Consider the following 26,108-nt stretch of genomic DNA (forward strand, 5'->3'; position numbering starts at 1 on the left):
ACGAGTTTGAGGCGTTCTGTGCGAAGTGGACGTAGCGTTTACCAACTTATTTCTTCGCTTAGACCGTTTCGAAGAATAGATCAGGTTATTTCTTTGGAAGACGAGGCGCCACAGAAAATAGCTAAATGAGCACTACAAGTGTTGGCCATTCGTGTGACTCGTCCTACGGCGCCGCGACTCCTACAGGAACGCAATCCAACGGAGACCCAGCAGCGACTTCAGTCGCGATGCGGCTCCGGGATTGCCTGTGGAAAGCGTTGGCGCCGGAAGGACGAGTTCGAACATATTATTTGTTAACAAGCTGACGACTCTCCGTGAGTCGTCTTTTCATATGCCGATCCAAATGGAAAGGCCAAACAGTGTGAAGAATATACCGGACCATATGTAATCGGACGGTTTGACGTCAATCCGCTCATAGACGGTCCGTTTCCCACTCGTGAAACCCCTCGCCTCCATAGAGAAGGCGACCCGTTCCGCACGTCGGATCGAACCTGCCAACAGCGGGAGAAGGAGTTTCGGTACATGTCGAATCCGTTCCCATTTCGTATCGAGCGGAACGCCGCGAAGACGATGCGCGTATTGAAGCTGATACATCTCCCGTTGCATCAACGGAAGGAAGCGGAATCCAACGAGCGCGCTATAGGCAATCGTCGGTGAAAGCCTCGCCTGTTGCATCAAACTCATGACGAAACGTTTCGAATCGGTCGTCAACATGAAGAGAAGCGACAACACGGTGAACGCCAATACACGGAGACTAAGAGACGTAGCGACGCGCGCCTCTTCTTTTGAGATATCTTGACCGAGAAGCGTCACCCACGTCTCTCCCCCGAGCTCCTTCCCAAACACGAGCGTCGTCCAAAACGTCCCGAGCGCCGTGACGAGAAATGGGATCAAGAACAGGTTCCACTTCTTCCAGGACACGTCTGTCGCCAGCAATTGAATCGTCAACGTACCGACGATGATGACGAGCGGGGTCCACGGGTTATAAAACAAGGCAAGCCCGAACATGATGATCGTCATCGTCACAAACTTGATCGTCGGATTCATATCATGGAGTGACATCGCTTTCGACCTCCCGTTAATCGATAATGACGAAGTCTCTCCGTGTCCAGCCAGAGCTCATCCCCGAATGGTCCTGAGAGTTCCCCGTCCTTCATCAAATAGAACGTATGGGCGATATTGGCGAACGATAAGTCATGGGTCACGAACAAGATCGTCTGTCCCTTTTCCGCATGTTGCTTCATCAAAATCTCTAGTGCATGGAGTGACGGTTCATCTTGGCCAGCCGTCGGTTCATCGAAGGCAAGCAACTGTTTGTTAGATAGTAACTGAATCCCGACGGCGAGTCGTCGCTTCTGTCCATGACTGAGCGACAATGGATGGAGGACTCGTTTATCCTCGAGGGATAGCTCCTCTAGTACGTTATCAATCGATTCCTCATGACCAAACTGTAGCTCTTGCTCGACCGAGTTCATGAAAAATAAGTGTTCCGGAGATTGAGGGACGAGTCCGACCCGGCGGTCAGACTCCGTCAAACTTCGTAAAAACGTCGACTTTCCACTCCCATTTGGTCCCAATATGGCAATCACTTCCCCGATACGAGCTGTTAGGGTCACTCCTTTTAATCGAAATGTGTCACGCTCCACCTCGTCGACCACATAGTGTTCGACTGCATGACGTGGCAATGACGATCGTGTGAATGAAAAATCATCGACCGGTTGAAACGGCTCGTTCCGCACAATCCGTCCTTGATCGAGTTCGATGTGCCAATCAAAAAAGTCTCCCCACAAGTGCGCGCGATGTTCGACAACGATCACGTTCACGTTGTCCAAGTGATCGAGCCAGTCGACGAATCGATTCGCGGTCATTGGGTCAAGGTGTGTCAACGGCTCATCGAGAAGCAACCATTCCGGTTGTCCGACCATGGCGCAAGCGACGGCGATCCGCTGTTTCTCCCCTCCTGACAAGGAATCGATGTGACGATTTCGGTAATCGGTCAGTTGGAGTGACTCGAGAATCTCCGTCACGCGCTGATCGATGACCTCGACCGGCGTCTGCAAATTTTCGAGTGTGAAGACGAGTTCCTCTTCCACCCGTTCCATCACGAACTGCGTGTCCGGGTCTTGGAATACCGTCCCGACCCGCTGATTGATCTCGCCTGGTGCGTAGTCGTCGTGTGAGCGTCCCAGTAGTTCGAGTCTGCCTTCCAGGATCCCATCACAATTCTCTGGATAGAGACGGTTGAACAGCGCGAGCAGGGTCGACTTCCCGCTTCCGCTCGCTCCTGTCAAAATCGTGCGTCCAGGTTTTATGGATAGTGTCACATCTTTTAAGATGGTGTCCAGACTTTCGGGGAATCGGAATGAAAGCGATTCTGTCTCAACCATGGACGTTCCCACTCCGAGCGATCGCATAGCCACGAAGCGACCCCGTCTTGAGCAACAGGTCACTGAGCAACTTCCCACCGATTCCTGCGATGACCATGCCACTGACCGCCCGCAGCCCGAACATCGTCGCCACATATCCCGGTTCGAGCACCGCAAATCCGCTCATGAAGTAAGTGTACACGAAACTCGTGACGGCCGAGCCAAATCCAGCAAGCATGAGAACCCAAAGCTCGTATCGACGATAACCTGTCATCGCAAAGACTGCTTCCGCCCCAAGACCTTGGACGATGCCGACCAAGATGATGCGGGGTCCGATTGCATTCCCAATCAACATTTCAATCGTCGCTGCCATCACTTCCGAGATGAAGGCCGCACCCGGCTTCCGAATGATATACGCCGAGATGATTGACACGATGAACCAGATACCGAAGATCCACTCATAGGCGATCGGTCCAATCAACCCTGCCCATAAGTTCCCGATATGAACAAACAATAAGTAGACGACGGCAAAGACGACAGACAATACGGAGACGAGGACGACCTCTTTCAATTTCCACGATTTAAGCATGTTGTCCTCCATGTGACGGACTGTTCACACTGAACGTCACCGTCATGACGACGTGTCGATTCTTCTCGCGTGTCCGGTTGAACGCCGACTCGTAATACGAGAACACATCATCCAAGTTCCCATGAATGCCTGACGCGTAGTGCATGGAGTCATTATAGACACCCGCCTGTTTCGCTTGCTCGATTTCATCATAGATGAGATCCATATAGTTCTCCGCCCCCATCGGATAAAGCGCGAACTGTGACGAGACATACTGTTCTCTTGAAATTCCATTCAGTGGTTGTGGTGGTGCCTCGAGCACCTCATCCCCTGCCGAATCTCCCGGACATCCGACAGAGAAGGTTCCGCTCATCGAGACATGGCGTCCTTCCTCCGAAGCCAGGCTTAAGACGGTCCGTGCGACGTCGAACACGTGCTCGGCGCGACCTCGGATCACGGTCGACACGTCATCCGTATGTCGCCACACACCCGTCATATTCGTTTCTTTCAATGCCCCTTTGATCGTCCTGACAAAGTCATCTGTCATCGGGCTAAGCGTGAAGCGAAATCCGACAATCGGACTCGTGCCACATGATTCATTCATCTTGTTTCCCCCTCTATATGTGTTTGCATAAAAAAAGCCGCATTCATGAGAATGCAGCAACAAAATCTATACAAACTTGCATAGAGAAAGTGCCGCACTTCCTCACGCCAGTATTACCTGGATCGAGTTATAAGGGATCGGAGCCATGCTCACATCTCAGCCGAAGCACCCCTAGTGCAGTCATTGATATGCGGTTACTTATGCAGTCACAGTATAGCGATGTTTCGTCAGTTTGTAAACGGTCAATCTGAATAGGTGACGAGTTGGCCAGTACCAGGAAGTGGGTCATGGAACGAATCCCACTCCGCTACCATCTCCTCATCCGTCAACAAGCAGGCGTCAAGTGATTGCTCGACCGCCTCCCGGTCCATCCGTTGACCGATAAGGACCAATTCGTTCTGTCGGTCTCCGTACGGCTCGATGTAATCTTCACGCAGCTCAGGTTCTGAGACGAACATGGCCTCTCGTTCACTCTCGGGAAGGGTCGCTAACCAACGACCGGCATGTTCGAGCGTCGATGCGTATCCGGCCTGGGAGAAGAGACAGGCAAGGTCGTTCCGTGACGCGATCCACAAGAAGCCTTTGGCACGGACGATTTCTTCAGGATAGTGCTCCATCCAATTCATCAAGCGCTCAGGGTGGAACGGTAGACGACGACGGTAGACGAACGAGCTGATGCCATACTCCTCCGTTTCCGGCGTATGTTCTTCTGCCTCAAGTTCTTGAATCCATCCCGCCGCACGCATCGCCTGATCGAAATCGAACAACTGGACGTCGAGTAGATCGTCTAACGCTACGTCGGAGTATGTTGAAGTCAATAATCGCGCGCTCGGGTTGAGTGTCTTAAGTAGCCCCTTCATCTCCTGCAGTTCCGCTCCAGACACCCGGTCTGCCTTATTCAACACGATGATATCCGCAAATTCGACTTGATCGACGAGTAGGTCGACGACTTCACGTACGTCACCTGTATCGACGGCTTGTTGACGTTCCATGAGCGATTCACCAGAATTGAAATCTTTGAAGAAGCGGTACGCATCGACGACAGTGACCATCGCATCGATATAGACACGGCTCGTCAAATCGATTCCGAGCGCATCATCGGCATACGTGAACGTCTGCGCAACGGGAATCGGTTCTGAAATCCCAGAAGACTCGATGATGATGCCATCGAGGTCACGATCGTTTGTCAACTCATAGACCGCTGTCAGCAAATCCTCATGTAGGGTACAACAGATGCACCCGTTCGGGAGTTCGACTAATTTTTCATCGGTACGGGAGAAACCACCCTGTTCAATCAATTTCTCATCGATGTTCAACTCGCTCATATCGTTCACGATGACCGCATATTTTTTATCTTCCCGGTTATGTAAGATGTGGTTGAGCAGTGTCGTCTTTCCGCTACCAAGATAACCCGAGAGTACGGTAATTGGAATTCGTTTCATATTGATGAACCTCCTTTAAATCGTAATCATTACTTTTTATATACTGTAACGACTGATTCGATTTGTCAACAAAAAAAACACGCCACACGGACGTGTTTTGAAAAACATGCTTTTATTCTTCCAACGCTTTTCGTTCTGCTTCCGAGCGGGGATAGGCGTTCGCTTGCCACTCCGCCCGATAGATGGAGTCGAGTTGCGTCAACCCGACCTCATCCACGTCCTTGTCAGAATCGACACTCGGCACCTCGTCCCATTTCGGGTCGAGATAAGAATGATCTTCTTCCCGCGCTCGATTTTCTTGCAACTTTTGAATTCCCATCTTGACCGCTGCCGCAACTGCCAACCCAATACCCGCTCGAACTAACAGTCGTTTCACCATTGCATGTCCTCCTCAACGCCCAAAGCGATAAAGCGGCATCCCTTTCACCTCTGTATCGATGATAAATACCGATCCAGCATCCGGATATTCGGCTAACGCTTCCTCATCCATCCCCTCACGAGCCGTCGTGATGGCCAATCGATTGAGCCCATCCCCGATGAAGGCGCAGGATGTGACATTCGGTGCAGGAACGTGAACTTCTAACAGCTTTTCACCGGTTGATGGATTCCAGCGAGATACTTTGCTTCCGGCGTAATGCGCAATCCATAAACATCCTTCCGTATCTGATGTCATACCGTCTGGGAAGCCATCCTCGTCCGCGAAATCGATGACGACCTTTCCATTTGATAACGTACCCGCCTTCAAATCGAAATCATATTGGCGAATCGTTTCAGTCGGTGTATCGATATGATAAAAAACGGAATGGTCAGGAGACCACGTCAACCCGTTCGAAAGTGTGAGCTCATCCATAAGTGTCGTCGTCGTACCATCCCGATCGACACGATACAATGTCGCTTGATTCTCTTTGTCTTCGAGATGAAGTGTTCCGGCGAAAATTCGACCGTATGGATCGGCTTTTCCGTCATTGAACCGCAATTGACCGTCCGGATCATCCAACTCGACAATCTTCTTCAAGTCCCGATTGATCTCATCCCATTCATAAATGCCATCCTTCAAGCCGAGGACAACGCCATCCGTCACTTTTGGAATAACGAAACCGACTTGTTTCCTGACTTCAAACGACGAGATTTCATCCTCACGTTCATCATACCACCACAATGTATGATCTTCGATATCTACCCAATAAAACCGCTTTAACTCAGCATCCCAACACGGACCTTCACCAAGCGTATTTCGTACACGAATCCACAACGACGCATCTACTTTCTCCATCACTTAGCCTCCACTCTATCCATTAGTTCAGAAATCTATTCCCCTCTCGCATCGGGACTATGCATGAATCCAGAAAATCGTGATGGATTTTCACCGTCGTCTGTTCGTTTTGCTATAGTGAAAGAAACGTAGCGAGGGAGTGAATGGCTTGTCGAAATGGGATGAACGATTTAGTTCGGAAGAGTATGTGTATGGGACAGAGCCAAACGAATTTTTACGCGAATGGGTCACGTCTCATCAACCTGAAAGAAAACGTGTATTGGCCATCGCGGAGGGCGCGAAACGCGGTGTGGCTCGCCACGCTCGGCTTTGAAGTCGAGATATGGGACGTTTCTATAGCAGGGATCGACAAAGCGAAACGCTTGGCGACGTCACGAAACGTGTCCATTCAGACGAAACAGATCGACTTGAATGAAGCCGATTGGCCAAACAAGGCGTATGACATGGTCATCTGTATCTTTGGCCACTTTCCTCCACACGTCAGAGAAAAGGTGTTTACGGGTATTCAACAAACGCTTCGACCTGGTGGTTTGTTCCTGAGTGAAGTCTACGCTACACATCAACTCGCTTACGGGACAGGTGGACCAAACGACGCCTCATTCCTTTACACCGAAGAGATGTTCCACCAACTAGGGGACGATTTCGTACCGCTCGTCTTACATGAGACGGTCGTCTGGCGAGAAGAAGGCACGCTCCATCACGGCGAATCCGCTGTGATTCAATACGTCGGGCAAAAACGATAAACGAATGGCCTCCCCGAGATTCGGAGAGGCCATTTGTTTACTTCGCGCCTTCGACGTTCATATGCTTACTGCGGAGTTGTCCACATGCCGCATCGATGTCTGTCCCGTGCTCGAGACGGACACCAGTGTTGACGCCACGCTTTTTCAAGATGTCGTAGAACGCCATGATGTCCTCAGGCGTGCTTCGCTCATATTGGATGTGCTCGTTGACCGGGTTATATGGAATCAAGTTGACGTATGACTTGTCTTTGATGTCTTCGATCAAGTCGGCGAGTTCTTCCGCATGTTCCGGCAAATCGTTCACTTTCGAGAGCAGGATATATTCGAATGTGATTCGTTTGTTCGTCTTCTCGACGTAATAGCGAATCGACGGCATGAGTTTATCAAGCGGGAACGCCCGGTTGATTTTCATGATGCGAGTACGTAATTCATCGTTTGGCGCGTGTAGAGAGAGCGCCAAGTTGATGCGTAGATCAAGGTCTGCGAACTTGTAGATCTTATCCGCGAGACCACTCGTCGACACGTTGATCTTACGCGGAGCGATCGCAAGTCCACGCTCATCTTTGACGACACGCAAGAAGTCGACCAAGTTGTCGAAGTTATCGAACGGTTCACCGATTCCCATAACGACGATATGGCTGACGCGGTCCCCTTCACCCTCTTCATCGAGGAAGTGTTGGACGGTCATGATCTGCTCGACGACCTCACCCGCCGTCAAGTCACGCGTCTTTTTCAACAAGCCACTCGCACAGAAGCTACAGCCGATGTTACAACCGACCTGAGTCGTCACACAGACCGAACGTCCGTATTTGTGACGCATGAGCACCGTCTCGATGTAGTGCCCGTCATGTAATTTAAGTAAGAATTTGACCGTCCCGTCGCCCGCTTCTTGTTTGACGAACAGTTCTTGTGTCGAGATGACATATTTTTCTGTTAAGTAATCGCGCACCTCGTCACGTACGTTGAGGTCGTCCATCGATTTGACCCGGTCGATGTAGAGCGAGTCCCAAACTTGACGTGCGTGGAAGGCACCGTATCCCGCTTCCGTACACTCGTTTGTGAGTTGATCGAACGTCAACCCGTATATAGATGATTTCATTGTAATCTGTCCTTTCTCTAATCCGCATACGTACCATTGTAGCGGACGTGAGAGACGGGTGCAACTTACGAATAATCTGGAGGCGTCGGTCGTGTGACGAACTGTTCGAACGCATAAGCGACTCGGATTAAATCACGCTCCGCATAGCACGTCCCCGTGAACGAGAGACCGAATGGGGCACCGCTCTTTTTCAAATGATATGGGATTGTAATGGTCGGATGACCTGCTTTTGCAGCCATGTCATAGTTCATGTCATGTGGAAGGACGAGTGCATCGAGTTTATGCGACGCAAGCAATGCGTCAATCCCTTCCGTTTTCGCGAGACGGACGTCCTCGATGCGACGATCGAGATAGCTCGCTTCAGTCAGTTTCCCAGATTTAGCGTTCGCTTCTTCAAAGATGGTCTGGCCGTGCGGAATCGATTCGGGATGTTCGGCATTCCACTCGATCAGGTCGGATAGCGTTTTAAACGGCACGGTCGTATTGGCAAGATACGCCTCGACCCCGAGCTTGAATTCGTCGAACAGGATGTCCGCCTGCCCTAGCGCCTCATGCTTTGGTAGCGTGACCTCGACGAGTTCGACCTCGGCTTGCCGTAGCAATCGGAGCGCCCCCTCATACAATCCGACTTCTTCGTCTGAAATATTTGGCTTGATAAATCCGACACGCATCCCGACCGCTTGCCTCACATCGAGACATGTCACATAAGGCGGTCCGACTGGAGTTTCCCACGTCGCCGGGTCTGATTCATCCTCACCGCACATCGATTGTAAGGCGATGACCGCATCACGAAGCGTACGCGCCATCGGTCCCGCCGTATCTTGAGAACGTGAGATCGGGATGATTCCGGAGCGACTGATCAATCCGACGGTCGGCTTGATCCCGACGATGCTGTTATGGACACTCGGATGGACGATTGAACCGCTCGTCTCAGATCCGACTGCGAGAAGTGTAAGGTTTGCCGCGACCGCCGAAGCCGACCCTGAGCTTGACCCACCGACATCCAACCCGTCGCCGTATGGGTTCATCGTCTGTCCACCGACGGCACTCCAGCCGTTCGGCATATTTTCTGTTAAAAAGTTCGCCCACTCAGACAAGTTCGCCTTCCCGAGGATGATGGCGCCATCAGCCCGTAACCGTTTGACGAGTTCGGCATCTCGACCGGCGAAATGATGTCGCATCGCGGTAGCACCTGCAGTCGTTCGCATCAGACCGGTAGTCTCGATATTGTCCTTGATCAAGACGGGGATGCCGAGTAGCGGTTTGCGTACCCCTTTTCTGTAGGCCCGGTCTGCTGCCTCTGCCTCGAACAGCGCGTCCGGATTGACTTGAATGACGGCGTGAAGTCGTTCATTATACGTCGCAATCCGTCCTAAATAGTAGGCGGTCACGTCTCTCGCCGTGAATTGTCCTTCTTTATACCCACGATGCGCACGTTCAATCGTCAGTTCATGTAATTGGATTTGTTCCATCAAGCATTCCTCCTTTACCTCTCCCCCTTTATTCGTGCTCTACGTCTGATTTCCTTTTCGTATCGCCAAGTCGATGTGTTCTTGATACACTTAAGAAAAAACAGGAGGTCCCAATGACTCGCTCCTATGTCTTTGTGTTACTTGCCGTATTCGGTCTATTTTTCTTACAGCTATATGGGGAGAATGTGCCGTATGGTACGCTCATTTCCATCGGGTTGATTGGATTCATCATCGTCTTGACGGTTTTTCAGTTGAAACGAAAACCGAATCATTGACGAATGTATTTTGAGGGTGGTATGATGCTCTCACCAACTACATATCGATATCAAGAGTGAACGAGAGATCTGGCTCCGCGACTTCACAGCAACCTGCCTTAGGCAAGGTGCTACGACCAGCAAGGGAAACCTTGGACGATATGACGAAAGCGCTCATGTCATCCGACGTGAGCGCTTTTTTGTTGAATGACGATTTGGAGGGAACGACAGTATGGAAAAAGCAACATTCGCAGGCGGCTGTTTTTGGTGCATGGTGACACCATTTGAAGAATTACCAGGGATTGAAGGCATCGTATCCGGCTATATGGGCGGACAGGTAGACAATCCGACGTATGAACAAGTGAAAACCGGGACAACGGGGCACCTCGAGGTCGTTCAAATCACATATGATCCAGCATTATTCTCGTATGAACGTCTTCTTGAGCTGTATTGGATTCAGACAGACCCGACGGACGATGGTGGTCAATTCCAAGACCGGGGACCTCAGTATGCCCCAGCCATCTTCTATCACACGGAAGAACAACATATCGCGGCTGAGGCGAGTCGCGATGTGTTGGCAGCAAGTGGTCGCTTCTCGGCTCCGATCGTCACGAAAATCATTCCGGCGACGACGTTCTTCGCTGCAGAAGACTACCATCAGGATTATCATAAAAAGAATCCGAAGCATTATAAGGAAGACCGGGCCATCTCGGGACGCGACGAGTTCATCGAGGAAAACTGGACGGAAACCGTATAACGGTCATCAGACGCGAATGTTAGCATTCGCGTCTTTTAATTAGCACATTAATCGGGAAACGGGAAATAACGGTTCATACAACCGAAAAGGAGGACTCATATATGAAAACAAGTACGAAACTCATCATCGGTGTGATTGGCGTAGCCGTAATCGCTGTTGCCTGATGGCTCATCTCCCCACTATTCTTAACCGGGACGGTCGATGAAGGATTGCAGTCGACAGCAGTCGAATCACCAGCTCCAGAGGAAGAGGAATCAGATCAAGAGACGTCCGAGACACCGGAAGCACAACCGAGTCCAACCGAAGTAGCGGGTGTGTTCATGGACGGGGAGAAAAACTATAAGACGACCGGCACAATCCGCTCGGTCGAGGCAGAAGACGGGACGTACCTCCGATTTGAAGAATTTGAGACGACAAACGGTCCTGATTTATTCGTCTATTTGACGAAACCAGGACAGGAGACGACCGAAGGCGTCAGTCTAGGGGCCTTAAAAGGAAACATCGGGAATCAAAACTATTTGATCCCTAAGGATGTGAATCTAGAAGAGTACAACACCGTCGTCATCTGGTGCCGTGCGTTCAGCGCGACGTTCGGGACGGGAGAACTGACTGGATCAAGTGAATGAACAGACTGAAGGGTGGCTGAATGAATCGACCACCCTCTTTGCATTTGCAATCGGCTGAAAAAAGAATGATTCTTCATCCAACCTCAAATGAGAACATGCTATCATATATGTAAATAAGTGTAATTCAATTGAGGAGATACGAATATGGAGCAGACATTGACACAACCGTACAAACACTACTTTCGGAAACGTTTCTTTCTATTCTTCATTCCATTGATGGTGGTCGGCATGTTATCCGAACCGATGATCATTCGGAATCCATTCGAAGAGCTCGAAGACTATGGGGCATTCGTATTATTCTTAGGAATTTATATCCTAGTACTCGGTGGATGGACAGCGTTTATGACGTCGATGATGTGGCGGATCAGACAATCCAAGTTGAAACAGTGATGACATATCCACCGTCTTTCCCATTGGAGGCTTTGAAAGAGCTATTTACATCCGTTCTAAAAGTAACCCTATTCGAGTACTCCTAAAGTGAGGTATGCAGAAGATATTATCAGGGCTGAATCATCACTTGTCTTTATGAAAGTGGAATGATGGTTTTTAAGGGGGAGCGTTGCGATGAGCCACTTCGCCAAGAAGCGTTAGACGCTCACGCATGAGCCCGGATCACCATTCCTTCTCCCATGCCCCGTCTTCAGAGACTCCCCAATCCTCGAAACGATACTTGATGAGCCAATGGACATGCATCACTTCTACACCCTTGGATAGCTCTGAGACGACGCCAGCATGACCTGCCGGCATACAATGAGAAGCGCATCTATCGTCTCATGCGTATCCATGAGATCCGTTCGGTCATCCGCCAGAAGCGAAAACGGCACAAAAAGTCGTCACCACAACATGTGGCAGAGAACGTATTAAACCGTGAATTCACAGTTAAAAAGCCGAATGAGAAATGGGTAACGGATGTGACAGAATTTAAATATGGCCTATCTAAGAAGGCCTATCTAAGTGTGATTCGTGATCTTTATGACGGATCCATTATTAGCTATGTGCTGGGACACTCTAATAATAATCAACTGGTATTTAAAACGCTTGACCAGGCAATCGTACGATTGCATCAAGAACACCCACTGATTCATAGTGATCGTGGATTCCAATACACCTCTAAGGCGTTCAAGCGTAAATTAGAGGCGGCAGGAATGACTCAAAGTATGTCACGGGTTGGTCGCTGTATTGATAATGGACCAATGGAATCTTTTTTCGGCACGTTAAAATGTGAAAAGTATTATTTACATAAGTATCAGACCTTTGAAGAACTTAACATTGCCATAAATGAGTACATCTATTTTTATAATCACGAAAGATACCAAAAACGATTAAACGGCCTCAGCCCTAAAGAATATAGAGCGAAAGCCGCTTAAATCACTTTTATTATTTCCACTGTCTACTTGACGGGGGGCAGTTCAGATTATTTTTTAATAATTTATTAAACTCAAAAGGGCACTAAACGTTTCGTTCTCTGCCATGATGTATACCCCTAATCCAACAAAGACTATAGGGATAATCCATCTTCCGTATTTCTCCAAAACTTCAGAAACATGTCTGAAGGAAGCTAAACGATATCCTACAAAACACCAGACAGCAACCATTATAAAGAAGATAATAACCGTAATTACCAGTTCATTCACACTTAAAGTTGTAAAATAAGGCACATAGATGCCGATATTGTCCCCGCCATTAGCGAATGTGATGAAGGCTACACTCATAAATAGTTTGTTAAATCTCCCTGAGTTTAAACTGGAGAGGATCGCACCTTCATCTTCATCTTCACCCTTAATAAACAGTTTAATCCCTAAATAGATCGGAATTAAACCAAGCAATCCAACCCATTTTTCTGGAATCAACATGACGCCAAAAGTTCCCAAAAGACTGATCAAAACCAGCAAGGCAAAACCTAAGTATTGCCCAATGACTATATCTTTAGGGTAGATCCGGTTACTCTTTGTCTGCGCGTTCATCTTTAAACCGCCAGTCGCTCTAGCCTGTGCATTTGCCTGAGAGAACAGCAGCATCAAAACAAAAATATCATCAATATTGGTTACTAAGAAAGCCCCAATTGCGGAAATAATAGTCAAAGCCACTTTTATCAACTCCATGGTAAGTTATTAAAACATTCACACGTATGTTTGAATGTTATGAATAGGTTCTCCCCTGCTTAGTGTAAATATACGGGAAGTAGCTCCCCTATCCAGTGAAGAGCAAAATATAGCAATATCCCTACAAAAAAGAAAAGAATAACGACTCTGTCTTCAGTGGCACTAACAACAGGCAGCAAGTCAACGGTAGATATGTATAGAAATATTCCTGCTGTAATGGAAAGAGCTATCGCGAGGATGCTGCTATCTACCATAAAAAATTGTGTTAGAGACACGGCTGCGATCGCGCCTGTTATCGTTGATAGACCCAATAAGAAAGATGCTCCTATCGCCTTCTTCTTGCTTTCAAAGCTTGCAAATACGATGGAAGAAATCGTTAAACCATCCGGAATTTTATGTATTAATACAGCAATCAATACAACAAATCCTATTCTCTCGTCTATTTTGAAACTGGCTACAATAGAGACACCATCAAAAAACGTGTGAACCAGCATGCCCAATAAAGCACTAAAGGTTGTGCTTTGAGAATGAGAATGTTTATGAGTCTCTTCTCCGAAATGAAAATGGGGTGCAAGAAACTGCTGGAACAAAAAGATCAAACCAAATCCAATAACAATATATAGGGCACTGGATTCCTGAATTTCTAATGCTTCTGGTATTAAATCCATAATCGCAATAGCGAAAAGTATCCCGGCGCTCAGCGCCATTAAGCCATTTAAGCCCCTTCTAGACCAATTTTTTTTAAGAAAGATCACAAAGCCACCCAGGACATTTGCGAAAGCCGCAGTTAGGACGTAAAACAAAATGTCCATTAATTCCCCCACTCCATTAAATGAAAAGTTTAACCTGCACTTATGAAAAGTGCCGGTCTGCTGCATTCACATTATTTCTTTTTATTCAGCATGTGAATGGCGTGCCCCATCACACCTTCCGCCGCTTCCATCAATGGCTCAGGCAACGTTGGATGGGCATGGATTGTAAGGCTTAGATCTTCGGCAGTTGCTCCAGATTCAATGGCAAAAACTGCTTCAGCAATAAGCGACGATACTTCTGGTCCTACCATCTGTGCGCCTAACACCCTTTTGCTGTTCTTCTCGGCTACAATCTGCACAAAGCCATCTGCATCTGAAACAGATAATGCCCTTCCGTTCGCTTGGAATGGAAAACGGCTGGAAACCGTTTCGTATCCCTGTTCTTTTGCTTCTTTCTCTGTTAATCCTGTGTAGGCAACTTCAGGATCACTGAAGATAACAAAAGGCATGGCTTGAAAATCAATGATGCTGTTTTGTCCGCTAATCACTTCTGCAGCTACTTTTCCTTCGTAGCTAGCTTTATGGGCAAGGAGGTATCCGCCAGCACAGTCACCTATTGCATAAACATGCTCCACGTTTGTCTGGCATTTCTCATTTATCTTAATAAAACCACGCTCGTCTAATTCTACTCCGATATTTTCCAACCCAATTTTCCCTGTGTTCGGCTTTCTTCCTATAGAAACTAAGCAATAATCTCCGTTAACCACTTCTTCCTTGCCATCAACCTGTACACGAACTTTTACTTCATCCCCTGTGTTTTCTCCGCCTTGGACCAGAGCATTGGTTACAACTGTGATACCTAGTTCTTTTAGATGCCGTTTTACCACATTTGTAAGCATAGGATCGGTACCTGGAAGAATCGTGTTGGACCCTTCGAGAATGGTCACTTTTGATCCGAATTTGGCATAAGCAGTGCCCAGCTCCAAACCAATATAACCACCGCCTACCACAACTAAATGTTTTGGTACTTCCTGCAGCACCAATGCCTCAGTGGAAGAAATGATTCTTTTTTATCAAATGGCATACTTTTTAGTTCGAAAGGCAAAGATCCTATCGCAAGGATTAAATCTTTGTAGGAATATACTTGTTCTTCGTTATTCATTTTGATTTTAGCCGTATAGGGTTTAGTAAGATAGGCTTCTCCACTGATTACCTCTACTCCATTGCCTTTCAGTAAGGTCTTAACCCCGCTGGTTAACTTATTCACGATGCCGTCTTTCCACTTTACTACTTCCGGCATATCTACTTGAACTTCACCAGAAACCTTGATGCCCATTGCACTGGCGTGTTGAATATGTTTTACCCGCTCAGACGCACTAATAAGAGCTTTTGATGGGATACACCCCCGGTTAAGGCAAACGCCCCCTAGTTCTGCTTTATCTACCAGAACCACTTTTTTCCCCAACTGGGCCGCCCGTATGGCCGCCACATAACCTCCAGATCCTGCTCCTATTACTAACAAATCGACATCTTTTGTCATTTTAGCTTCCTCCTCCGGTGATTTCAGAATGAAATAAACGAACGGTCTTTCACGAAAAAACAGAACCGTTTTCGTGCAATATGTAATCCTAAAACTGCTGTGAACCAACCTGTAACGTATACCCGTTTTTAATCATTTTTAATGTAACTAACCCCCAAATTTCTATACATGGTAAGAAAAAGGGCTTTCCAGACAACCAGAAAGCCCTTTTCCCTTTTATTCCTTGACCCGCATAAGCCGCATACTATTTAACGCTACCAGAAGAGTTGCCCCCATGTCTGAAAGGATGGCAATCCAAAGTGTTAACCAGCCCGGTATGACCAATAGCAAGGCAATAAATTTAATGGCAATTGCAAAGGTGATGTTAGCTTTGATGATATTTAGGGATTTACGGCTTAGTTTCACAGTGAATGGAAGTTTTCTTAAATCATCTCCCATTAAAGCAACGTCTGCCGTTTCCAGTGCTGTATCTGTACCAGCTCCACCCATTGCAATCCCAACTGTTGAGGCCGCCAATGCAGGTGCATCATTGACCCCATCTCCTACCATTGCTACGTTGCCATACTCGGATCTCAATTGTTTAATATAGTTTAATTTGTCCTCTGGCATCAGTTCTGCCTGAATATCCGATACGCCAACATGGCCGCCGATCGCATTCGCGGTACCTTGGTTATCGCCTGTAAGCATAATGGTCTTTTTGATGCCAAGTTGATGCAATTTCTGAATAACGTCTTTACTTGATTCACGTACTTCATCCGCTACCGCAATCACAGCAAGTATTTCTTTTTCGGTTCCAATAATCATGGCTGTCTTACCTTGATTTTGAAGAGTAGTAACATTTTGCTCTAAGTCTTTATCGAAATCATTAGTCAATAATTCCTTAAAGAGTTTCGGGCTACCGATGTAATAAGTCGTCCCGTTTACGATACCCTTTATACCCTTTCCTGTGATAGAAGAGAAATCCTCTACCTGTACGTCAGAATAATTAATGTTCTCCGCTTCTGCTTTTTTCATGATGGCTGAAGCAAGAGGATGCTGGGAACGATATTCTAATGCAGTAATGATGGACAGCAATTCTTTTTCATTTGCCTGCTTGTTCAACACATTAAAATCAGTTACCACTGGGACACCTTTTGTTAGTGTGCCCGTTTTATCAAATGCAATGGCCTTTAAGGCACCCATTTCTTCTAGATAAATACCGCCTTTTATAAGAACGCCCTTTTTCGCTGCATTCCCGATTGCTGAAACAATGGAAATCGGAGTCGATATAACCAACGCACAAGGACAGCCGACAACAAGAACAGCTAATCCTTGATAAATCCATGTTTCCCAACTGCCATCAAAGAATAATGGAGGGACTATAGCAACTAATGCTGCAATGATCATAATAATCGGTGTGTAATATTTTGCGAATTTATCAACAAATGCTTGCGAAGGAGCACGTTCCCCTTGTGCTTCCTCTACAAGATGAATAATTTTAGAAATTGTTGTATCTTCTACAAGTTTCGTTATTTCTACTTCAAGTAATCCTTCTTCATTTAAGGTACCTGCAAACACTTCATCATCAACCGTTTTCGCAACAGGAACAGACTCGCCCGTAATGGCCGCCTGGTTAACAGCCGAATAGCCGCTTACTACAGTCCCGTCCATGGCAATCTTCTGGCCGGGTTTCACGATCATAATATCACCAATGGCAATGTCATCCACATGGATCATCATTTCTTGCCCATTTCGTCTAACGAGTGCCTCTTTTGGTGCAATATCCATTAATGAACGAATCGATTGTCTTGCTTTATCCATAGAGAATTGTTCAAGAGCTTCACTAATCGCAAAGAGAATGACAACAATGGCCACTTCTCCCCATTCCCCAATGATAGCGCCACCTATAACAGCCACTGTCATAAGGGTTTTCATATCAAATTCAAAACGTAGTAAGTTTTGCAAACCAACTTTAAAAAGTGATAATCCTCCGATAAACATGGATGCTAAAAACAATAAGGTAGTAACAATGTTCTCTTCTCCATTCACATACGAGGAAAGATAACCAAAGGCAATCAATAAGGAAGCATAAAGTAGAGTACTATGCTTTTTATAAAACGGCACTTTATCTTCTTTCGTATCTTCTTTTACCTCTTGTGATGCTTGGCGAGCAGATTTTTCAGGTGTCACTTTGAGATTCTCAAATGCACCTGCTTTTTCTAGTTCTTCTATCGTTGCATTACCATAAACAACAATTTTAGATGCACCAAAATTTACTTTTGCATCCTCAACTCCAGATAGCTGTTTTACATTTTTTTCGAATTTACCCGCGCAGTTTGCGCAAGTAAAACCTTGTACACGATAGGCCTTCATTTCTTGTTCAGATGTTATTGCCTTTTGATCAGACATTGACATTCACTTCTTTCTTATGTTCTAGTACAATCATCATTATTTGTCTAATATGTTCATCGTCTAACGAATAAAACGCTAGTTTTCCTTCTTTTCTATATCTTACAATCCCCTGTTTATGAAGGGTCCTTAAATGATGAGAAGCATTTGCCACCGTAATACCAATAATATTTGCTATATCACACACACATAACTCTTCATCTTGACACAAAGCATAGGTAATCTTTGCCCTATTTTCATCCGCAATTGCTTTTAACATTTGGGCAACACTAACAATATCGATTGTTTTTAAATCACCTTGTATTCGATTGACCTTTTCCTCGTCATAACAAAAAATTTCACAAGTATCTTTCTTATTCACATTATCACCCCATTGATATTCAAGTGTTAACTTGAATATAGTATATACCTTTCCTTGGTTAATATTCAAGTGAATATTTGAATGAAAAACATAAAATGATTTTTCTAATAGTAATTCCCGTTAACGAAGGTTAAACAGATAATTTTGTTCGTTTTTTCACATTATGATAAAAGGGCTATTCCAAGCCCTTTTTATTTGTTTCTAATGTCCAGAAACTCATCTTTTTATCAACTTTTAAATTACTGTATAGACGAACGAAAAATAATTAGTTGCATAATTCGTTATATGTGGCTTCGCTAATCTCGTCATATCCATAGTCACAAAAATATTCGTATGATTCCACTTTCTTCTTGCATCTTCTGTCACAAGTGAATGACAATGATCTTCGACATTTTAAACTCATCTATGACCACGCAGCTGCTCTCGAACCTAAATTTACTACACTTTACGCTTGTGACCCTATTATCAATCGATCGGTGATCCAGTCTTTCAACAACTTCCCCCTCAAAAACGTGAGGCTGCTCTCTTGGCGAGGCTAAGCGACGACCCGGAATTCGTATTGTTTTACACGAGTACACATTCCTGGGTGTGTTGATGCAATGTTCGTTCAGTTTTGGAGGTATCGGACATACTCAAATCTCATTGAACCCATATAGCAATACGTTAAAAGAACTGTTAGAAGAGTCCCGGTTGTTGGAAGAGTCCTTGATGAGTTTATCGAGCCCTTCTTAACCTTACGCTCGTACCGCCTAATCTCGATAATTACCTCTCCTGATCAATCTAGATTTTTGTATACAAAAAAATGATATATGGTCATATATAATCAAAAGCGACGACAATACTTTGAGATGTGTATATTTCTAAAGGGACAGAGTGCTTTCTAGACAATCGATTCGACTCCACTTTGATGGATATATAAAAGAGTGTATACATTTCGACGTCGAAACGTGTACACTCTCTTTTGTTGTCGAGTCATGGCATGTCGTGACTCAATCATGTATATTGTTGTATGTACATCGCATCATCTGCGACCAAAATCAGTGTCTCTAGTGAGTCCCCGTCTGTCGGATAAGCAGCTTCTCCAATTGAAGCATCGAGCGTCACCGGCACATCTCCGATTGAGAGCTCGTATTTAAATGTCGCTTTCTTGAAGTCCAAAGGATAAGGCTAAAGGATCACGAACTCATCTCCGCCGATGCGACCGAGTACTCTTTCGCATACAACTGCTTAATTTCCCACTCTAACGCAGAACGGAAGTTCATCCCTTTTCGCGCATGTTCGACCGCAAAATTAATGTGATCACCTAGTCCAAGGAGAGCCATGTTGTTGACCGTATTCCCTACTTCAGTTTCATAAAATTGGAGAATATCGCCGGCCAATTCGATGTCCTTCACATCGATTCGTTGTAGAAGTGCTTCCAGCTCATGCACAGATGCCTGTTGTTCTAGTACAAACTTTTGTGTGATTTTGACATCTCTCAAGGTGTCTCCCTCTCGAATACCGAACCAATGCCACTTCCAGTCACTATTTCTTCAACATTATTATCATTTTCAATCAAAACGACATTATTGTTAAAAACTTTCACAACTTTCATATTAGATCCCTCTCTTTTAGGTGTTTGTCCACACAAAAAGGCATAACCTAAAAAAAGCGGTACACTCAGAAAAACGTGTGCAAGCTCTTAGGTTATGCCTGAATAAACAATTACGTTCCATCGACTACAAGATAGCATGTGACCGAAAGCGCTATCAACGACTTTTTTCGTAGTTCGACGTTTTGATCAATTTATCTGAATTGAGCCCTGTTTTATGCACAGTTTAAGCATGCATGTTAAGCACTCGTTTGAATGTGGCTGCCTAATGAAACTTCCGCTTTCCATGTCCATCTTTCAGGATAAAATGCGATTTTCAGCAGCGACAGATACCGCTAGCTCTTGATTCTTGATAAACTTAATGAGAAATGAGATGACTTATAATGATTAAAATAATCGACAATCAGAAACTCGAATTACAATACAAAAAGGGATTTGGAGCATGGACATATCACATTAGACTTCCTGGAACAGCCGGTATTAAAGGGAAATGGGGATACCTAAAAGTATCTGGGACCATTGATGATTTTGAAATAAAAAACATTAATTTAGCTCCAAGAAAAAATGAAGACAAGATTATCTCCATCAATCATGAAATCAGAGATGCGATTGGTAAAAGTGGTGGGGATATGGTGATGGTCACTTTATATCTGCATGATTAGCTGACTAAACAGATAAGTAGATTGAATTCCTAGGTTAGACAAAAAATCCGAAAATCCCTCCTCTGACGGTTAATCTTATGTTTTTATCCTATTTATAGGGTTTACTGAACCGATATAATCTTTCGTGACATCATTTATTTAGGGGAAAGAACCTGGAGGACGCTTATTTCTCCAGCACCTCGTTAAAGATTTTCATTGAACATCTGCAGCTGGTTGTGCTTTTTGTTTATAACACTGCCGTTAAAACCCTTAACTGCTCTTCACTAGCTTCATAAAAGCCGTTCGTAAAAGTACACTTATACAAACAAAAATGGGAGAAGATATGCTTCGAACTACCTCTTCTCTCTTCATATCAAAGAATTTTCACGTAACATAACGTAAATTAGGCGCTGCTTGAGATTATAGTAAAATGGATTCCTTAATAATTCATACTGACCCATTTAAAGTTTGTCTTTATTTTATTCTTTTGCCTAATTCATTATCTTATAGCATATACCCTAGATCGGAAGCCGCCGTTGGATAGGCATAAATCATCTGCTTAAGGTCCTTTGTCGCCAAATCAAATTGTATAGCTGTCGCAAAATGATTGATTAATTCATCTGCTTCCTGGCTGATCAAATGGGCACCCAGTATTTTGTCGGTTTGTTCATCAACAATGACTTTCACCATCGCATATTTTTCGTTAGTGCGCTTGTAAGTGTACCAGTCTGATGTATCAATTTTATTCACTTTGATTTGATGACCTTTTTCCCTCGCCTGTTCTTCGGATAATCCTACAGAAGCCAGTTTTGGCAGTGTGAAAACTACTGTCGGCATCACTTTGTAATTAGGCGACCGGTGATTTCCTTTGAGCAGATTCGATGCCACCACATGCGACTCCATCGATGCAATCGGGGTTAACGGAAGGCCCGCTGTTGCTGCTGCATCCCCGGCTGCGTATACTCTTGGGTTGCTGCTGCTTTGAAGGTATTCATTGACGGAAACGCCTCTTTTTTCGCGTTCCACATTGCCTTTTTCCAGCTGCATATCTTCTAGGTCAGGCATTCGTCCTGCGCCATGTAGAACCAGGTCGCCTTCCCAGTGAACCGGCTGGCCGTTATTCGACCCGTTTACGATGTAAGAGGAACCCTTCTTTTCAATCGAATTTACCTCCGTATTGAGATGCAGATGAATACCAATCTCTTTCGATTTCTCCATCAGCAACCCGACCAGTTCAGAATCAAATTGCTCAAGTGGGCGATCTCCCCGGTGGATGATATGCACTTCTGACCCTGCCCGGGCAGCGATATGGGCAAACTCAAATGAGATGTATCCGCCGCCGATAAACACCATTTTCGCTGGAAGCTCATCCAATTCCAGGAATTCGTCGCTATACGTGAGATGTTCCGTCCCTTCAATAGGCAATGGGGCCGGTTTGGCTCCATTCGCAATCAGAATATGCTTTCCGGTTAAGACATCTTCGCCTACTTGAATTTTCTCTTCATTCAAAAAGGAAGCTCGCCCATGAAAAGTGTGAATCCCTGCTTTTTGAAAGTTCTCCACTCGGTTATCCGGCACGGTTCAGTAAAGGTGCGTTTAAAAGCCATCAATTCCGGCCAATTGATGCTGGAACCGGAGGTGATGCCGTTTCCTTTCATTCTGTCGATGCCGTCAATCATTTCAGCAGCTCCCACCAGCACTTTTTTCGGATCGCATCCCCTCCGTGCACAGGTGCCGCCGAAAGGCCGTGAATCAATTATTGCGACTTTCCATCCCGCGTTATTGCACTTAGAAGCTGCAACGGACCCACCTGAACCGGTTCCAATGACAATCAAATCGAATTCTTCTTCCATTTCTCTCATCCTCTCCATGTAAAAAAAGAAATCGCTTTTCCTTTTTCCCTTCTATAGTGCTAGTCCTACTATTCCACCGCCCGTCCTGTCAAAAACCATGTACCTTGTTCATGGTTCAGTTTGTTTTCCTTTCACCTGAAAACCTTTCAGAACGGAGATGGCTTTACATGTGTCATTTTTTCTGCCCAACTGGCTAAAATAATAAGCCTCTCAAAACAAAAGGGACAAATCAAATGCGATTTGTCCTTAAGCCCCTGTTATTCCAATCTTCTTTCGATTGAATTTCAGTTATTTTCTCAGCTGATTTCTTTCTGTCTCATTTTTCATTAAGAGACCTATCCCTTATCTCTTTGCTGGCGATATTATCCTGGCCGATTCGTTAGCCGGCACAGCAAGACAGTTTGCTGACATCCTTGTCCAACGTGATGGCGGCCAGTTTCAATCCTTCAGCCATTGTCAGGTATGGGGCCATCGTATTTTTCAGATCTTCTGCGGTCAAGCCGAACTGTACGGCCAGTGTGGCTCCGTAAATTACCTCTCCCGCATTTTCAGCCACGACATGTGCCCCGAGAATTTTTCTTGTTTGCTGATCGACCACCAGTTTAAAGACACCGCTTGTTTCACGGTTCACTAGAGCTCTTGGCACGTTTTCAAGCGGCAGCACGGAAGTTATCACTTCGTACCCTTTATTCCGGGCTTGTTGTTCCGTCAGCCCGACTGTTGCAATGGCTGGGGTAGTAAACGTCACGCCCGGAACAAACCGCAAATCTACTTTCTTATTTGCCGAACCCAGTGCGTTCTCAACTACAATCCCACCTTCATAAGCAGCCACATAGACAAACTGCGGGCCTAAGGTCACATCTCCCGCTGCATAGATGTCGGCGTTGCTGGTCTGCAGATAATCATTGACCGCTACTTCCCCTCGCGGGCCAATCTCAACCCCGGCCTTCTCTAAATGGAGGGAATCCGTATTCGGCCGTCTTCCAGTGGCAACCAGCACTTGATCCGCTTCAATTACCTGTTCCTGACCGTTCACTTCAATATGAATTTTTTTCATATCACCGCTCTGTTCGACCTTCTTGTAGGTGACTCCCTTGACGAATTTTAGGCCATGCTTGGTTAAGGCTTCATCGGCGGCTTCCGAGATTTCCGGATCGTATTCTTTCAGCAGCCGTTCACTCCGCTGCATCATCGTCACATCGGACCCTAAGTTATGAAACAGCTGGCCCAGTTCCATCGCAATGTAACCTGAACCGATAACGGCCAATTTTTTCGGCACTTCTGTTACCTCCAAAGCGGTGGTACTTGTTAAATAGTCTACTTCGCTAAGTCCCGGAATATCCGGAATGGACGGGGCTGCCCCTGTCGAAATCAAAAATTTCGCTGCGGTATAGGCCTGCCCATTCACTTCGACTGTTTTTTCGTCCCTAAAAGCGGCTTCTCCGCGGATTAGCTCAAATCCGTATTCCTCAATCAGACCGATGTATTTTTGCTGTCTCATCCCGTCGACAAGCTCGTCTTTTTGCCCGGTCAACGCAGCTAGATCAACCGGTCCGGCGTTTGTCTTCAAACCGACAAATGGGTTGTTGCTGGCCAAGTGATTGATTTCCCCCGCACGAAGCATCGTTTTGGAAGGAACGCAGCCAATGTTGACGCACGTGCCGCCAACAATGTCCCGTTCGACGACCGCCACTTTTGCCCCTTTTTCAACGGCTTTGATGGCAGCTGAAAAGGCAGCTCCACCCGAACCGATAATCAGCAAGTCATAATCAAGGGACGAATTGTTTGAAACAAACTCGTTTTCTTCGGCTTCCACCGTCGCTTCCCCCGCTTGATACCCCGACTCGTCGATTGCCTGTTTCGCCTTCTCCAGTTTCCCTTCAGCGATTTCAAACGTCGCTTGTTTGCGGCGGTAATCGACTTCAATTCCTTTTGCTCCTGCATTCGCAAGAGCAGCCGCAACATGTTCTTCACAACTTGTGCAGGTCATTCCCTGAACGTTTACGTGAACTTTTTTCATGTGAAAATTCCTCCTTTTATTCGACGGGTAGCCCTATGTCTGCAACCGCCGTCTTAATGGTATTCAAACTGGTTTTCGTCTCATCAAAAGTGACTGTCACTTCCGCCGTGCTTCCGTCAACTTGAATATCCGTTTTACCGGCACCTTCTACTTCGGCAATGGCATCTTCCACGACAGATGGCGGGCAGCAATCCATAAAAGCCGTAACCATGAATACACCTGTCCCTTCGGTTGCCACTTCCGCGTTTCCACCTTTCTGTGCGGCCGCAACACCCATTTCCACTTTACTCCCCGATTCTTCCGTTGGCGGTTGTTGAACTTCTTGCCCGTTACTGCAAGCACTGATCACCAACAAAAGAGATACGACCATCATAATCCCAATTAGCTGTTTTTTCATATAAATTCCTTCTCTTTTATATTCCGCCCTCGACTATGAATAAAAACAGAAACATGCCGAAAACAAGAAACGACGTAATCCATAAACCAATGACCGAACTTTTCCTTTTCCCTTTTCTTCCATACACCTTATAAAAGGAGTAAGCAAGGAGAAAAAGCGTTAAGACGCTAAACAACAACCGGTATTTTAATGAATAGAAGGCTAATGCTCCTGCAAGACCTGTCAGTCCAAGGGGAAGAAAAATCAGCGGACCTAGGCAACAGGCAGCCATAGCAAAAGCCGAGAATACAGCAGCTAACTGCGGCACTTTTTCCTTCATGATTTTATCCTCTTCAAGCTGCAGCAATCATGTATCGGCGCGCTTTCTTTCTTTGTTTTCTGTTTTGATTCTGGATCAATTTTTCGCCAGCCCTTGAAAAGAGCAAAAATGAATAGCAAACTCATCAAGATGAAAATAACATCTTTAAATTCCATGAAGTACGACCCCAGTGCAGTTCCTGCAAACAAGGGAAGGAGTAAAACCAAGTGGCAGGGACATGTGATTAATGCGACAAAAAACCAGCCTGAACTTTTTCAATGTGTTTTTCATTCCGTTTCACTTCTTATTTCTTCATCAGTGTTTCAATAATGGGGCATTCGTAGATATCCTTGTTTTCGGGACACCTTTCTTTAAGATCACTTAACATCCGTTCAATTCGCTGCAAATCTTCAATTTTCCGTTGAATGTCTTCTATCTTGAGCACAGTAAAATCATACATATCCCGACACTTTGCTTCATCGCGATCGACGACTCCAAGCAATTTATCAATCTCCTGTAGAGTAAATCCTAGTTCCTGCATCCGTTTAATGAAATTCAATCGATCAACCGTTTCCAAACCGTACATCCGGTAGCCTTTTTCAGTGCGATCAGGCTCTGGAAATAAGCCGAGACGTTCATAATATCGAATGGTCTCCTTGTTCACACCGCATTTGTCAGCCAGTTCTCCGATACGCATTTGCATGCCTCTCACCTCACTTGTCATATTCCCCTCTAGTCGAGTACAGGATCTATACTTGCTTGATTACATTCCTGTCTCTTTTGAGTTGCAAAGTTATGTGCAGGATTTTCCTCGATTTATACAGAATAAACCCTGTACCACGGTACAAGGTCAAGTATATTGATTCTTTTTAATTTTAATTCTTCAACAAAGTGGACCTAAATGGTCGATGTATAAAAAAATAAAGGAAGAGAAAATGTCTCTCGGCCATCTTCTTTTTTT

27 protein-coding genes, 4 pseudogenes and 2 riboswitches are annotated in these 26,108 nt (G+C 45.7%); of the genes and pseudogenes, 7 read left to right on the plus strand and 24 right to left on the minus strand.

The annotated features are described in order from the left end of the window. Positions 1-327: 327 nt before the first annotated feature. The 7 genes from KNO73_RS04385 to KNO73_RS04415 form a co-directional block, all read right to left on the minus strand. Complete coding sequence (locus tag KNO73_RS04385) at positions 328-1,062, minus strand: energy-coupling factor transporter transmembrane component T family protein (RefSeq protein WP_215112135.1); 735 nt, start codon at positions 1,060-1,062, stop codon at positions 328-330. Beyond that, positions 1,044-2,414, minus strand: a complete 1,371-nt coding sequence (locus tag KNO73_RS04390) for an ABC transporter ATP-binding protein (protein WP_251024918.1) — start codon at positions 2,412-2,414, stop codon at positions 1,044-1,046. Before KNO73_RS04390 ends, KNO73_RS04385 begins: the two co-directional genes overlap by 19 nt. Beyond that, positions 2,380-2,955 carry an ECF transporter S component gene (locus KNO73_RS04395; RefSeq protein ID WP_215112137.1) on the minus strand — a complete coding sequence of 192 codons (576 nt, stop codon included), beginning with the start codon at positions 2,953-2,955 and terminating at the stop codon, positions 2,380-2,382. Before KNO73_RS04395 ends, KNO73_RS04390 begins: the two co-directional genes overlap by 35 nt. After that, a complete protein-coding gene (locus tag KNO73_RS04400; protein WP_215112138.1) occupies positions 2,948-3,538 on the minus strand; it encodes a YkoF family thiamine/hydroxymethylpyrimidine-binding protein in 591 nt (196 codons plus the stop codon). Before KNO73_RS04400 ends, KNO73_RS04395 begins: the two co-directional genes overlap by 8 nt. An 82-nt stretch (positions 3,539-3,620) precedes the next feature. Next, positions 3,621-3,721, minus strand: a riboswitch (TPP riboswitch). 59 nt (positions 3,722-3,780) lie between these two features. Next, positions 3,781-4,980: a GTP-binding protein gene (locus KNO73_RS04405; RefSeq protein ID WP_215112139.1), complete on the minus strand. Its 1,200-nt coding sequence runs from the start codon at positions 4,978-4,980 to the stop codon at positions 3,781-3,783. 112 nt (positions 4,981-5,092) lie between these two features. Continuing rightward, on the minus strand, positions 5,093-5,359 hold the full coding sequence (locus KNO73_RS04410) for a hypothetical protein (protein ID WP_078146973.1): 267 nt from the start codon (positions 5,357-5,359) through the stop codon (positions 5,093-5,095). Positions 5,360-5,371: 12 nt separating this feature from the next. Further along, entirely contained in the window at positions 5,372-6,253 is an 882-nt protein-coding gene (locus KNO73_RS04415) for an SMP-30/gluconolactonase/LRE family protein (RefSeq protein ID WP_078146974.1), read from the minus strand. A 191-nt stretch (positions 6,254-6,444) separates the two neighbouring features. Between KNO73_RS04415 and KNO73_RS04420 the strand changes: the two genes are divergently transcribed. Next, on the plus strand, positions 6,445-6,996 hold the full coding sequence (locus tag KNO73_RS04420; protein ID WP_251024844.1) for a class I SAM-dependent methyltransferase: 552 nt from the start codon (positions 6,445-6,447) through the stop codon (positions 6,994-6,996). Between the two features lie 37 nt (positions 6,997-7,033). Here the strand turns inward: KNO73_RS04420 and rlmN are convergent, their stop codons facing one another. Together rlmN and KNO73_RS04430 are read right to left on the minus strand one after the other, a co-directional pair. Beyond that, positions 7,034-8,095, minus strand: coding sequence for a dual-specificity RNA methyltransferase RlmN (rlmN, locus tag KNO73_RS04425; protein WP_031423599.1), 1,062 nt, complete (start codon positions 8,093-8,095; stop codon positions 7,034-7,036). Positions 8,096-8,160: 65 nt separating this feature from the next. Then, positions 8,161-9,567 (minus strand): amidase family protein, encoded by a 1,407-nt coding sequence (locus KNO73_RS04430; protein WP_240499830.1) that lies wholly within the window; start codon positions 9,565-9,567, stop codon positions 8,161-8,163. Between the two features lie 113 nt (positions 9,568-9,680). Between KNO73_RS04430 and KNO73_RS04435 the strand changes: the two genes are divergently transcribed. From KNO73_RS04435 to KNO73_RS04450, 4 genes are all read left to right on the plus strand, one after another. Continuing rightward, a complete protein-coding gene (locus KNO73_RS04435; protein WP_168169845.1) occupies positions 9,681-9,842 on the plus strand; it encodes a hypothetical protein in 162 nt (53 codons plus the stop codon). A gap of 44 nt (positions 9,843-9,886) precedes the next feature. Beyond that, positions 9,887-9,986: riboswitch (SAM riboswitch) on the plus strand. A 67-nt stretch (positions 9,987-10,053) separates the two neighbouring features. Continuing rightward, positions 10,054-10,578, plus strand: coding sequence for a peptide-methionine (S)-S-oxide reductase MsrA (gene msrA, locus KNO73_RS04440; RefSeq protein WP_214684195.1), 525 nt, complete (start codon positions 10,054-10,056; stop codon positions 10,576-10,578). A 209-nt stretch (positions 10,579-10,787) separates the two neighbouring features. Beyond that, the gene (locus KNO73_RS04445) at positions 10,788-11,204 is read left to right on the plus strand and encodes a DM13 domain-containing protein (RefSeq protein ID WP_251024845.1); all 417 of its coding nucleotides are present in this window, start codon (positions 10,788-10,790) and stop codon (positions 11,202-11,204) included. Positions 11,205-11,348: 144 nt separating this feature from the next. Next, positions 11,349-11,594, plus strand: coding sequence for a hypothetical protein (locus KNO73_RS04450; RefSeq protein ID WP_214684194.1), 246 nt, complete (start codon positions 11,349-11,351; stop codon positions 11,592-11,594). Between the two features lie 222 nt (positions 11,595-11,816). Here KNO73_RS04450 and KNO73_RS15050 read toward each other — a convergent pair whose 3' ends face one another. Continuing rightward, on the minus strand, positions 11,817-11,951 hold the full coding sequence (locus KNO73_RS15050) for a hypothetical protein (RefSeq protein ID WP_285222491.1): 135 nt from the start codon (positions 11,949-11,951) through the stop codon (positions 11,817-11,819). On the opposite strand from KNO73_RS15050, the pseudogene KNO73_RS04455 reads away from it, so the two are divergent. Beyond that, positions 11,927-12,571 (plus strand): annotated as a pseudogene (locus KNO73_RS04455) (IS3 family transposase); the annotation flags it as partial. The gene KNO73_RS15050 and the pseudogene KNO73_RS04455 sit on opposite strands and share 25 nt — an antisense overlap. Positions 12,572-12,625: 54 nt before the next feature. On the opposite strand, the gene KNO73_RS04460 reads toward KNO73_RS04455, so the two are convergent. The 8 genes and pseudogenes from KNO73_RS04460 to KNO73_RS04495 all read right to left on the minus strand — a co-directional run bounded on the left by KNO73_RS04460 (position 12,626) and on the right by KNO73_RS04495 (position 19,941). Then, a complete protein-coding gene (locus tag KNO73_RS04460; RefSeq protein WP_029336146.1) occupies positions 12,626-13,306 on the minus strand; it encodes a CadD family cadmium resistance transporter in 681 nt (226 codons plus the stop codon). A gap of 59 nt (positions 13,307-13,365) precedes the next feature. Then, the gene (locus tag KNO73_RS04465) at positions 13,366-14,184 is read right to left on the minus strand and encodes a ZIP family metal transporter (protein WP_251024846.1); all 819 of its coding nucleotides are present in this window, start codon (positions 14,182-14,184) and stop codon (positions 13,366-13,368) included. 5 nt (positions 14,185-14,189) lie between these two features. Further along, positions 14,190-15,598: pseudogene (gene lpdA, locus KNO73_RS04470) on the minus strand (dihydrolipoyl dehydrogenase). A 216-nt stretch (positions 15,599-15,814) separates the two neighbouring features. Then, entirely contained in the window at positions 15,815-17,986 is a 2,172-nt protein-coding gene (locus tag KNO73_RS04475) for a heavy metal translocating P-type ATPase (protein WP_215112140.1), read from the minus strand. Beyond that, positions 17,979-18,347, minus strand: a complete 369-nt coding sequence (gene cadC / locus KNO73_RS04480; RefSeq protein ID WP_003322301.1) for a Cd(II)-sensing metalloregulatory transcriptional repressor CadC — start codon at positions 18,345-18,347, stop codon at positions 17,979-17,981. The genes KNO73_RS04475 and cadC overlap by 8 nt, the downstream gene beginning before the upstream one ends. Before the next feature lie 993 nt (positions 18,348-19,340). After that, positions 19,341-19,505: a hypothetical protein gene (locus tag KNO73_RS04485; RefSeq protein WP_215112141.1), complete on the minus strand. Its 165-nt coding sequence runs from the start codon at positions 19,503-19,505 to the stop codon at positions 19,341-19,343. Between the two features lie 17 nt (positions 19,506-19,522). Next, on the minus strand, positions 19,523-19,828 hold the full coding sequence (locus KNO73_RS04490) for a PRD domain-containing protein (RefSeq protein ID WP_052090305.1): 306 nt from the start codon (positions 19,826-19,828) through the stop codon (positions 19,523-19,525). Continuing rightward, positions 19,825-19,941: a CAT RNA binding domain-containing protein gene (locus KNO73_RS04495; RefSeq protein WP_081828354.1), complete on the minus strand. Its 117-nt coding sequence runs from the start codon at positions 19,939-19,941 to the stop codon at positions 19,825-19,827. Before KNO73_RS04495 ends, KNO73_RS04490 begins: the two co-directional genes overlap by 4 nt. Before the next feature lie 380 nt (positions 19,942-20,321). On the opposite strand from KNO73_RS04495, the gene KNO73_RS04500 reads away from it, so the two are divergent. After that, a complete protein-coding gene (locus tag KNO73_RS04500) occupies positions 20,322-20,600 on the plus strand; it encodes a DUF1905 domain-containing protein (protein WP_029336155.1) in 279 nt (92 codons plus the stop codon). Between the two features lie 483 nt (positions 20,601-21,083). On the opposite strand, the pseudogene KNO73_RS04505 reads toward KNO73_RS04500, so the two are convergent. From KNO73_RS04505 to merR1, 6 genes and pseudogenes are all read right to left on the minus strand, one after another. Then, positions 21,084-22,432 (minus strand): annotated as a pseudogene (locus KNO73_RS04505) (dihydrolipoyl dehydrogenase family protein). A gap of 379 nt (positions 22,433-22,811) precedes the next feature. Continuing rightward, positions 22,812-24,452, minus strand: a complete 1,641-nt coding sequence (gene merA, locus KNO73_RS04510) for a mercury(II) reductase (protein ID WP_034781970.1) — start codon at positions 24,450-24,452, stop codon at positions 22,812-22,814. A 16-nt stretch (positions 24,453-24,468) separates the two neighbouring features. Then, positions 24,469-24,849: a mercury resistance system substrate-binding protein MerP gene (gene merP, locus KNO73_RS04515; RefSeq protein ID WP_058765831.1), complete on the minus strand. Its 381-nt coding sequence runs from the start codon at positions 24,847-24,849 to the stop codon at positions 24,469-24,471. Between the two features lie 16 nt (positions 24,850-24,865). Next, entirely contained in the window at positions 24,866-25,195 is a 330-nt protein-coding gene (gene merT / locus KNO73_RS04520) for a mercuric transport protein MerT (protein WP_251024847.1), read from the minus strand. Then, a pseudogene (locus KNO73_RS15125) lies at positions 25,165-25,398 on the minus strand (hypothetical protein); the annotation flags it as partial. The gene merT and the pseudogene KNO73_RS15125, both read right to left, overlap by 31 nt. A 53-nt stretch (positions 25,399-25,451) precedes the next feature. Then, complete coding sequence (gene merR1 / locus KNO73_RS04530) at positions 25,452-25,850, minus strand: mercury resistance transcriptional regulator MerR1 (protein WP_034781979.1); 399 nt, start codon at positions 25,848-25,850, stop codon at positions 25,452-25,454. Positions 25,851-26,108: the final 258 nt, after the last annotated feature.

The sequence above is a fragment of the Exiguobacterium sp. s83 genome, from assembly GCF_018617095.1.
Lineage (GTDB): Bacteria > Bacillota > Bacilli > Exiguobacteriales > Exiguobacteriaceae > Exiguobacterium > Exiguobacterium profundum.

What these genes read in the sequence shown, in the direction of transcription:
- KNO73_RS04385 (WP_215112135.1), bottom strand. Translation starts at nt 1,062, where the DNA reads ATGTCACTCCATGATATGAATCCGACGATCAAGTTTGTGACGATGACG.
- KNO73_RS04390 (WP_251024918.1), bottom strand. Translation starts at nt 2,414, where the DNA reads ATGCGATCGCTCGGAGTGGGAACGTCCATGGTTGAGACAGAATCGCTT.
- KNO73_RS04395 (WP_215112137.1), bottom strand. Translation starts at nt 2,955, where the DNA reads ATGCTTAAATCGTGGAAATTGAAAGAGGTCGTCCTCGTCTCCGTATTG.
- KNO73_RS04400 (WP_215112138.1), bottom strand. Translation starts at nt 3,538, where the DNA reads ATGAATGAATCATGTGGCACGAGTCCGATTGTCGGATTTCGCTTCACG.
- KNO73_RS04405 (WP_215112139.1), bottom strand. Translation starts at nt 4,980, where the DNA reads ATGAAACGAATTCCAATTACCGTACTCTCGGGTTATCTTGGTAGCGGA.
- KNO73_RS04410 (WP_078146973.1), bottom strand. Translation starts at nt 5,359, where the DNA reads ATGGTGAAACGACTGTTAGTTCGAGCGGGTATTGGGTTGGCAGTTGCG.
- KNO73_RS04415 (WP_078146974.1), bottom strand. Translation starts at nt 6,253, where the DNA reads ATGGAGAAAGTAGATGCGTCGTTGTGGATTCGTGTACGAAATACGCTT.
- KNO73_RS04420 (WP_251024844.1), top strand. Translation starts at nt 6,445, where the DNA reads ATGGGACAGAGCCAAACGAATTTTTACGCGAATGGGTCACGTCTCATC.
- rlmN (WP_031423599.1), bottom strand. Translation starts at nt 8,095, where the DNA reads ATGAAATCATCTATATACGGGTTGACGTTCGATCAACTCACAAACGAG.
- KNO73_RS04430 (WP_240499830.1), bottom strand. Translation starts at nt 9,567, where the DNA reads ATGGAACAAATCCAATTACATGAACTGACGATTGAACGTGCGCATCGT.
- KNO73_RS04435 (WP_168169845.1), top strand. Translation starts at nt 9,681, where the DNA reads ATGACTCGCTCCTATGTCTTTGTGTTACTTGCCGTATTCGGTCTATTT.
- msrA (WP_214684195.1), top strand. Translation starts at nt 10,054, where the DNA reads ATGGAAAAAGCAACATTCGCAGGCGGCTGTTTTTGGTGCATGGTGACA.
- KNO73_RS04450 (WP_214684194.1), top strand. Translation starts at nt 11,349, where the DNA reads ATGGAGCAGACATTGACACAACCGTACAAACACTACTTTCGGAAACGT.
- KNO73_RS15050 (WP_285222491.1), bottom strand. Translation starts at nt 11,951, where the DNA reads ATGCCGGCAGGTCATGCTGGCGTCGTCTCAGAGCTATCCAAGGGTGTA.
- KNO73_RS04460 (WP_029336146.1), bottom strand. Translation starts at nt 13,306, where the DNA reads ATGGAGTTGATAAAAGTGGCTTTGACTATTATTTCCGCAATTGGGGCT.
- KNO73_RS04465 (WP_251024846.1), bottom strand. Translation starts at nt 14,184, where the DNA reads ATGCAGCAGACCGGCACTTTTCATAAGTGCAGGTTAAACTTTTCATTT.
- KNO73_RS04475 (WP_215112140.1), bottom strand. Translation starts at nt 17,986, where the DNA reads ATGTCTGATCAAAAGGCAATAACATCTGAACAAGAAATGAAGGCCTAT.
- KNO73_RS04495 (WP_081828354.1), bottom strand. Translation starts at nt 19,941, where the DNA reads ATGAAAGTTGTGAAAGTTTTTAACAATAATGTCGTTTTGATTGAAAAT.
- KNO73_RS04500 (WP_029336155.1), top strand. Translation starts at nt 20,322, where the DNA reads ATGATTAAAATAATCGACAATCAGAAACTCGAATTACAATACAAAAAG.
- merA (WP_034781970.1), bottom strand. Translation starts at nt 24,452, where the DNA reads ATGAAAAAAGTTCACGTAAACGTTCAGGGAATGACCTGCACAAGTTGT.
- merP (WP_058765831.1), bottom strand. Translation starts at nt 24,849, where the DNA reads ATGAAAAAACAGCTAATTGGGATTATGATGGTCGTATCTCTTTTGTTG.
- merR1 (WP_034781979.1), bottom strand. Translation starts at nt 25,850, where the DNA reads ATGCAAATGCGTATCGGAGAACTGGCTGACAAATGCGGTGTGAACAAG.